The organism is Caldimonas sp., assembly GCF_046289365.1.
In the GTDB taxonomy this organism is placed as follows: Bacteria; Pseudomonadota; Gammaproteobacteria; order Burkholderiales; family Burkholderiaceae_C; genus Caldimonas.
In genome coordinates, this window is record NZ_JBKBVU010000016.1 from 24,957 (window position 1) to 33,388 (window position 8,432).

Genomic DNA, 8,432 nt, shown 5'->3' on the forward strand with positions numbered 1-8,432 from the left:
GACGGCCTGTCGAAATACAAGTGACGGGGGCCGCCGGCGCACGTCAGACCGCAGGCCTGCCCGGTGGTGCCCGCACGCTCAATGCCCCCCTTGAAACACCGTGCGGAACTTCACGAAGCCGATGCCGTTCTTGGCATATTCGTTCAGTTGCTCCTTGAACCCAGCCATGGAGTCGTGGACATAGTGGTCGAAGAAGTGTTCGACCTCGGGCGCCACAGGCGAAGCGAGCATGTACTCGACCACCTCATAGACATACCGATCGGCCCGGCTGGGTTGCAGGCCTGCGGCCTTGTGCATCGCCTGATGCAACTGAACCGCGCGTTGCGGCTGATAGTGCGGCTCCAACGGGTGGCCGCCCCCCAGGGTGGCCAGCCGGCGGATGAGGCAGTCCTGGGTGTGTTCGAGCGCCTGCTGGTCCTGGCGCGAGGCGCGTGTGTAAGGCGCGCGCTGCCGGAAGGTGTGGCGCTGCCTGAACCGGTGGTGGAAATAGGCCCCCATGTGCCGGCGATGCAACTGCTCCACTGGGGCCGGCCCGAACCCCATGGCCCGGACATAGGCGTTGAAGTCCTGGATCAACATATCGGAAGGACTGAACCCGTCCTGTTCGTCTTTACGCAATTCATCCCAAGGCAACAGCGGCACCCCCGCACGCCGTGCCTCGTGGTACATGCGCACACCGGGCAAGATGGCCATCATCCGATCCAGGCTCGGCGACACCCCCAGTTCGCCGGGGGCATAGCCCCCGCCGACATCGGAGTGGCCCCCCGGAAACATCACCTCCTTGGCATTGGCCGGGTACTGGTGGCCGGTGCGCACGGAATCCAGCGGGAAGCAAGCGCGCACCTCATGGCCGGCCACATAGTGCACGCACTGCTCCACGGCATGGTGGATGTCCATGCTGCCGTCCGCCCAGGCCTGGTGGCCGGTCAGCACGCCGTTGTCAAAGAGGTTGGCCATGCCCACCGAGGCCACCGTGTCGAACAGGCCCATGAAGCCGACCCGCAGGGGAATCCCGGCGAAGGTCCACCCTCCATGGGCAGGCGTGCACACCTCGAACAGCCAGTTGACGAAAGCCCGGGCCGCCGCCGCCCCTCTCGAAAAGCCGAACACCGACAGGTTGATCTGCTCCACCCTGGGCAACTGGCCCTCCAGCGCCCCCGCCAGATGGCGCTGCCACGTCTGCAAGGCCGTGCGTCGCTGTGCCGCCGGGCTGCCAATGCTGGCGAGCGTTTGGGCGATGTGGGCGGTGCGTGTGTCGTCCATTAGTCTGGCTCCGCGCACATACTCATGCACGGTATTCAGCACCTGCAATAACGCCCAGGTGATTCGATCTTCCCCCTTGTGAGCAAAAGCTCTTCCACGTGTCCCTCCGCTGTCGCCGATCTCCGCAAATGGTGTACCCACACCGGGCAAATAGATGCGGAAGTAGCCATCCTTTGGCGCCAGACGATGTGCCAAGAACAGCTTGACCACATAGGTGTGTTTGCGCTGGTGGGGCGGCCGATCCTCGTAATCCAGCTTCATGTTGTTGCCCGTGCCATCGAAAAACAGGCCGATATGCACCTGGCCGCTGCAGCGGGGCTCCATGCGCTGCGGCAGCGTGCAGCGCAGCGCATCAAGCCTTTGTAGGGTCTCGCGCGGCGACAGGTGGCGCAAGCCGTTGTGAGGGAAAGGTTCGGCGTTCTTAGTGCTCATCGCGATGGCTGACCTGGGCGGCGCGGGTAGGGAGGGTTGTAGTCTTTGTGATGAGGAGAAATGTTGCTGACCTTCACCAACACCTGATCGCCCGGCAGGAAGTGAACGTGCAGCCCAGCCCCGAGATCCTTTTCCGTGTAGGGCTGCACCTCCACCGTGCGCTCCTTCCAAGGGCCTTCGATCAAGACCTTCTTTCCTTCCCGGATGACCGGCTGCCCCTTTTCGTCACGCAACCAGTCTCCTTCTTCACGCCATGTGATCTTCACCGTCAGCCCAGGCTTCCAACGGCGTGGCAGCGTCACGCAGCAGACCACGCCCCCACCTCCCATTGGAAAAACATTCATCACACCCCCTTGCCCATTGATGTACAGCGTTGCGATGTACGTCTCGGTATGGTTCACCCCGATGTAGCTCATCGTGACCTTGTCGCGGTCGGCGCATCCGGCAACCAGCATCGCGATCAACGTCGCGGCGATTCGATGTGTGCCGAAATCCCTGAAGCATTTGACGGTGCGAGACCTCATGCCACCTCCTGCGGCCACAGTGCCGCCAAGCGCTGCGCCAAGGGCGCGGCCGTTGGATCCTGAGTATCCAGCAGGCGATGCAGGCGCGCGTCTTCACGCAGGCTGGGTTGCATCGTGCAGGAAGCGGTCAAGGCCACGAGGTCTGACATGGCCTGGATGCCATGTCGGTCGATGCGCCAGCTCACAGGTGGCCTGCACCTCGGCATGGAAAGCCGCCCGCCGGTCCCGGGGCAGGAGTTCGGGGGCTTGGTCGTGAAGGATGGAGATCACGGCATCCGGCAAGCCGGCATCGATCAGGGCGCTCCACTCTTGTTCATCCAAGGTGAAATCAGCGGCCGGTTCGGTGCCGGCCTGCACGCCAGGCAAGGCCTGTAGCCCCCCCCGTGCGGTCGACGAACCACCATTGTTCGACCGGATGCCTGAGCATCGCCCAGTGGCCAGGCTTCAGGCATCGCGGCAAGTATTCGAGGACCCGGGTGTCCGCCAGCCGCAGCACAAAGCTCTGTCCGTCATCCAGGCGCACTTCCAGCGCATGACGCCACGCGCTCAGCAGCGCATCGATGCCATGCGCGACCTTCAGAAAGCTGAGCATCGGGCGTCCCAAGGTGTGCGCCCACAATTGCCGCAACGCCGGGCCCCGCAGCACGCCGGGCCCTCCGAGCTCCAGCAATAGGGGCCCGGACTCGCACAGTTGGTTCAGCGGCGTTTCTGCATAGAGCCCGTGGCGCGGAAGCCCCCAATCGGGAGACCCTTTGGGGGCATCGAACGCCTGATCCAGCAAGGCATACCACCCTTGCGCTCCGCTCGCAGCCCAGCACGCTTCCAGGTGGCGGGTCAGTGCATCGAACCGAATCCCGTCGGTCGCAAAGTAGAACCTGCGCATCACCGCACCTTGGCCAGCGCCGAGCCGGATTGGAGCGCCTTGAGCAAGCATTCCAGACACAGGTGGTTTGGAAGACGCGGCATCAAGGGCTGCACCCGCTTCGCCCCGAGCATGCGGATCTGCGCGGCCTGGATGCGCAAGGTGCCCGGGCAGTGCACCTGCAGGCCCTGGGCGCTCAGGGTGATGCGTGCGCCGCCGGCGGTGGCCAGGGTGAGGCTGCGCGGCGCGCCAGCCCCTCACAACGCCCCGGGCCGCGGCCTGATCGTGGCGGTGATCGCATCCCACAACGCCAGCACCTGCCCTTCGCTCAGCGTGGCCCGTGTCAAATCGGGAATCATGGCCTGCTCCTCCAGACTGCGCGGCGGGGACGGAATGTAGTGGCCGTTGAAAAGCTCAATGGTCAGAAAGGGACGAGCGACACCCTGCGCGTTTTGGTCCGTCTGCACGACGGCTGTGTGTCCGTTGACTCGCGCGGAAGTGACCTTGGCAGGTTCTCGGGCCACAAATTCTTCATAGCCGTCGTGCCCGATATTGCGTGGCACGAGTCGCAAAATTTCGATGCCAGAACGGCGTGTGTCCCGCTCGATCTGTGAGCGTCTTTGCAACAGTCCTGACTCGGGCCGAGCCACATTGCTGCCATCACCGCTGATGCTGCTCAGTTGCACGAACACATCCGGCGCATCCTTGAGGTGATAGTTCACATAGAACTGCCCCGCCTCGGCCTGCGCTCCTCGATAGAACCCATGCGCAAAGCAGTCCCCCGGCTCGCGAGGAATCTCCTCCTGCGCCCGCCCCCTCACGCGGCTGTATAACGTCAGCAGGTGAGTGAACTTTTCTTCGACGTTGGTGTAGTTGTTCGATGGGTCATTGGCCAACGGCTCGTCCAACGAATAGTCCACTGCCTTGACCGAAGCCTGTATCTCAAAGCCGTCTTGCCAAGCCATCAGCTCCCAGATGCGCGAATAAGCATAGCTTTCGGCGCGATTGAAAACCTTGCCGATGCCCACGGGCACATCGCGCACGTCCATCAGCACAGGTTCGTTGTCAATGACATCGATGACTTGCTTTTGCAACTCCTCGGTGCGGCGCTGCAAGCGCGTCTCGAATACGGTCTTGGTCATGGGCCGCACGCTCACCTCCACGCCTTCGATCTCCACCCGGTCCACCGGGTTGAGCACAAAGGCCTCGGGCAGGTCGATGAGGTGGCGGCCAATGCAGTGCGTGCGCATGCGCGCGGTGAGCTTGTGGACGAATTGGGCTTCTTCAGGGGTCATGGCAGGCGTGCGCGGGGAACAGGCGATCAAGGCCGCCAGCGGGGTGCAGGCGGCCGCAGCAAGCAGGCGGCGGCGCGTGAGCGTCATCTCAAGTCCTCGTACATCATGTAGTCCGACTGTCGCACCTGCTGCACCAGCCGCACGATGGCACGCAGCGTGAAGTGCAAAGCTTTGACGCTGGCCTCGCCTGCCTTGGGGTTGTAGGCCGGCTCGTGCTCGACAGGCACGCGCAAGAAACCCTCGCAGTGCGAGCGCACCGCCAAGCCTGAGCGCGCCGGCACGGTGCCGTCGCCGGGCTCGTCCGGGGCGCTGATCGTGAAGGCGGCCGGGATGCGGCTGCTCGGGTGCAGCACCGTGCGGGTGTCTTCGGTCTTGCTGAACTCACGCAGACCCACCCGCGAAGCCAGGGGGCTGTGCATCCAGCGCTGCGGCGGCTCTCCTGCATCGCTGGGTCGTTGCCAGCTCACCGTGCCATAGGCCTTGTGCTGCGCGCTGTCGCCGCAAAAGGCGTGGGTGTGTGGGTGGTAGCGGTGGGCGATTCTTTGGTGGAACCTTTTTGCATCGCGGATGTACTTTTTGAAAAGCTCCCAATCCGCCTCCATCTGCTGCTTGCGCTTGACGGGGTCTTTTTCCTCGTTGAGCGGGTTGATGAGTTCCTGGTCGCACAGGCCCCACCAGGCATCGCGCACGGTGTAGATCTCGCCGTAGGGGTCGCCGTTTCGCGGCAAGGCCACTTCTTGAGCCCCGGCGCGCACTCTCAGCCAGCCGTTGCCATACTCGGCGCTGGGCAGCAACTGCAGCGGCCCCGGCGCACTGGACAGCACCGCCGTCACCTCGGCCGCATCGGCGCCCAGCACTTGGGCCACGCCCCAGCCGCCCTCGGTGCCGGCCTTCATGCGCCGGTACACCGCGGCCGCGCCCACGGCGGGCATCACCCCGTGCACGATGCCGTAGATCTTGTCCCGGTAGCCCAGCACTTCCGAGCAATAGCGTGCCACCAGCCCGCCCATGCTGTGCGTGACCAAAATGACCTTGTCGCAGCGCATGCGGTCGGTGCGGTGGTAGCGATGCAAGATCTCGTCAATGCGCCGGCCCAGGGCCTGGGCGGATTGGTCGTTGCCTTGCAGCCAGTTGTAGCCAAACGCATGCACCGGCAGCCGGTAGCGGTAGCTCAGGCGCACCTCGTCATAGCCCAGCACCGCCTCGCCTTGCTCGGCCCCCAGGCCGTGGGACATCAGGTGTACGCGCAAGCCTTGCTTGCAGGTCTCGTAGTCGTTCAGATGCGCTTCCAGCCAGCGCAGCGCCGCCCCGTAGCTCATCGCCGCCACCTCGCCCCAGCCGCGGCGCTTGAACTCCTCGGCCGGCAGCTTCAGGTCGGTGGGTACCTCGCCCTCGTTGTCCACGGTCATGGCTTCGGGGCGAAGGTATGTTTTTCTCTGCTTGGCGCTCTTGCCAATCCACGACGCCGCGGCCCAGGCTGAATCCATTCTCCAGCGGGGACCTTCTTGTTTGGGTTTGAGATTGCTGCCCATCACCCCGGGCACGAAGATGACGGGGATGATGCGGTCGGGCACCATGTAGCACACGCCGATGGAGTCGTCGGGCGGGCTCATGCGCGAGCGCCAGTAGGCGCGTCCGCGCGAGTCGTATTGCACGGGGATGATGCGTTCGCGAGGCTGGGCTTCGGTCATGAGCGCAGGTCTTCGTTCAACAAGGCAAGCTGCAGGTCTTCGCAGAAGTCGCTTTTTTGTAAGCCGGTGCGGCCGCTGGCGTTGAGGCCGCCGCGCACCGTGCCCGCCTGAGGACGGGTGAGGTCGTAGCGGCGTTGTGTCAGCGGCGTTTCATCGAAAGGCCAGCGCAGTTGCAGTTCTTCGTCAAAGGCCGCCGCCTGCGGCATGGCGTTCATCTGGTGTGCGTAGCTGCGCGCCCCGAGCATGCGGATCTGCGCGGCCTGGATGCGCAAGGTGCCCGGGCAGTGCACCTGCAGGCCCTGGGCGCTCAGGGTGATGCGTGCGCCGCCGGCGGTGGCCAGGGTAAGGCTGCGCGCCGCCGTGGCGTCCAGGTGGGCCGCCGCGCTTTGGATGTCCATCGCCTGCTGCGCGGCCAGCTCCAGCCGGTCGCTTTGCGATTGCAGCTGCACCGCGCCTTGGGCGGCCACCAGGCTCAGCCCGGCCGGCTCGCCGGTGGTGGGGGCCGCACCGGCCAGCACGCTCAGGGCTTGGCCGCTGTGCACCCGCCAGGCGCCGCCGGCGCTGTGGTGCTGGTCCTGCCCGGCGCCCAGGTGCACGCTGTGCTCGGCGCTGGCGATCACGTCCTGGCCGGCCGTCCAGACCTGTTGGGCTCGCGCCTGGGCGTGCACGAGGGCGGTGGCGCTGTGGGGCAGTTCGGCGTCGGGTGGAGCCGGGTCCACCGATGGGGCGGCGGGGTCCCAGCGCGCGCTCACCCGCCCTTGCAGGCTGCGCTGCAGCGCTTGCAGCGCCTGGCGGGTGGGGCCCAGCGTGGCGTTGTGGTGGCGCTGCGCGGCCTGCGCCAGCGTGTCGGCCTGGGTGTGGGCCTGGTGCAGCAGGGCCAGGCCCGCGCTGGGGTCGCCCGCGCACTCGTGGGGGGCTTGGCCGTAGCTGCTCAGCAGCAGCCCGTGCGCGCCGCGCAGCGCCCCGTAGGCGTCGGTGCGCAGCTCCAGCCCCAGGCCGCGCGCGCTGCCGCGCCGGTTGCCGGCTTGGTGCAGCAGGTGGCCCAGGCCGAGCCAGGTGGCATGCGCGGTGGTGGCCGCCTGCGCGCGCAATTGGCCGGGGCTGTCGTCGAAGACGAGCCGGTTGGCCCCCAAGCCGCCGAGCTCGCGGCTTTGCACGCCGCTGAGCGCGCCGGCGTGGGCATGGGGCTGCGCGGCCGCGCCGTGCCAGGCCGGGCTGTGGCCGCCGGCGACGTCGTTGGCCTGGCCGGCGCTGCGGTGGTCGTCGGCGGCCGCAAAGGGTGAGCCCTGCGGTGTGCGCGGCGCCCGCCCGCCCGGGGTGGGGCTCACGCCGCCGGCGCCGCGCCCGTTGTGCAGCACGCCCACGACGACGGGGCGCTCCAGGTCGCGCTCGATGAAGTCCACCAGCACTTCCTGGCCGATGCGCGGGATGAATTGCGTGCCCATGCCGGCGCCGGCCCAGCGTTGGGCCACGCGCACCCACACGCTGGGCTGGCTGCGCGGCTCGTTGCGCGGCTCGCCGCCGCAGCCGGGGGGGAAGGCCGCTTGCGCCGCCTGCCAATGGAAGCGCACTTTGATGCGCCCGAGCCGGTCGGTGTGGAGGGCCGAGCCTTCGGGGGCGTGGGGCTGGCCGTCGGGGCCCACGACCACGGCGCTTTGGGGGCCGGCGGCGCTGGGCGCGCTGGGGGGCATGGGTCGCCAGGGGCTCTGGCGGGGCACGGCGCGCCAGTGCTGGGCGTAGCCGCTGGCGCGCGCCTGGGCGAGCACGCCCGGCTCGATGGGGCGCGCCGGCGCCAGGCGGTCTTGGCCCGGCGGGGCTGGGCCGAGGGCGGCCGCGGCGTTGTGCACGGCATGGGGCAGGGGGTTGTCGCCCACGTGGATGAGCTCGGTGAGCAGCAGCTCTTGGGGCTGGGCCCGCCCGGGCAGGTGGCTCAAGCGCCACCATTGGCCGCAGCGTGCGCCGCGCACGGTGGCTTGGCCGCTGTAGTGCAGGGCCTGGGTTTGCAGGGCCTGGCTGCGCAGCCGCGCGCGCGCGGCCGCGCTGGCGCTGTCGGGCGCGCTGTGCAGCTCGTAGTCTTCGTAGGCGGCCGCCCCGGCCGCTGCGCCCGGGGCTTGCGCCGTGATGGCGCGTTTGGCGCTGTCGTGCCAGCCCAGGGTGGTGTGCACGCCCGGGACGTGGCAGGCGTGTTCTTCGTAGGTCTGGACGCTGTCGCGCGGCTCTTGGCTGTGGGCGCGGTGGTAGGCAATGGCGCCCCAGCGCGCGCTGTCGGGGTGTTCGGGGCAGGCTTGGGGGTCGGGGCTGTGGGCAAAGAGCACGGCGCGGTGGCCCAGGCCGCTGGCATCGTCTTGGCCGTCGACTTCTTCGA

The 8,432-nt window shown here is 67.4% G+C and carries 7 protein-coding genes; all 7 read right to left on the reverse strand.

Annotation, left to right across the window (positions count from 1 at the left end):
• Positions 1–78: 78 nt before the first annotated feature.
• Entirely contained in the window at positions 79–1,695 is a 1,617-nt protein-coding gene (locus ACK42S_RS03230; RefSeq protein ID WP_409703233.1) for a T6SS phospholipase effector Tle1-like catalytic domain-containing protein, read from the reverse strand.
• On the reverse strand, positions 1,692–2,219 hold the full coding sequence (locus ACK42S_RS03235; RefSeq protein WP_409703237.1) for a DUF3304 domain-containing protein: 528 nt from the start codon (positions 2,217–2,219) through the stop codon (positions 1,692–1,694). The genes ACK42S_RS03230 and ACK42S_RS03235 overlap by 4 nt, the downstream gene beginning before the upstream one ends.
• 93 nt (positions 2,220–2,312) lie before the next feature.
• Positions 2,313–2,576 (reverse strand): hypothetical protein, encoded by a 264-nt coding sequence (locus ACK42S_RS03240; protein WP_409703240.1) that lies wholly within the window; start codon positions 2,574–2,576, stop codon positions 2,313–2,315.
• Entirely contained in the window at positions 2,548–3,102 is a 555-nt protein-coding gene (locus ACK42S_RS03245) for a DUF4123 domain-containing protein (protein ID WP_409703243.1), read from the reverse strand. The genes ACK42S_RS03240 and ACK42S_RS03245 overlap by 29 nt, the downstream gene beginning before the upstream one ends.
• A 236-nt stretch (positions 3,103–3,338) precedes the next feature.
• Positions 3,339–4,463, reverse strand: a complete 1,125-nt coding sequence (locus ACK42S_RS03250) for a T6SS immunity protein Tli4 family protein (RefSeq protein WP_409703246.1) — start codon at positions 4,461–4,463, stop codon at positions 3,339–3,341.
• The gene (locus ACK42S_RS03255; RefSeq protein ID WP_409703249.1) at positions 4,460–6,067 is read right to left on the reverse strand and encodes a hypothetical protein; all 1,608 of its coding nucleotides are present in this window, start codon (positions 6,065–6,067) and stop codon (positions 4,460–4,462) included. The genes ACK42S_RS03250 and ACK42S_RS03255 overlap by 4 nt, the downstream gene beginning before the upstream one ends.
• A partial coding sequence (locus tag ACK42S_RS03260) for a type VI secretion system Vgr family protein (RefSeq protein ID WP_409703252.1) occupies positions 6,064–8,432 on the reverse strand: 2,369 nt, incomplete at its 5' end. The genes ACK42S_RS03260 and ACK42S_RS03255, both read right to left, overlap by 4 nt.

Coding starts and splice junctions, on each gene's coding strand:
- ACK42S_RS03230 (WP_409703233.1), bottom strand. CDS start 1,695: ATGAGCACTAAGAACGCCGAACCTTTCCCTCACAACGGCTTGCGCCAC.
- ACK42S_RS03235 (WP_409703237.1), bottom strand. CDS start 2,219: ATGAGGTCTCGCACCGTCAAATGCTTCAGGGATTTCGGCACACATCGA.
- ACK42S_RS03245 (WP_409703243.1), bottom strand. CDS start 3,102: ATGCGCAGGTTCTACTTTGCGACCGACGGGATTCGGTTCGATGCACTG.
- ACK42S_RS03250 (WP_409703246.1), bottom strand. CDS start 4,463: ATGACGCTCACGCGCCGCCGCCTGCTTGCTGCGGCCGCCTGCACCCCG.
- ACK42S_RS03255 (WP_409703249.1), bottom strand. CDS start 6,067: ATGACCGAAGCCCAGCCTCGCGAACGCATCATCCCCGTGCAATACGAC.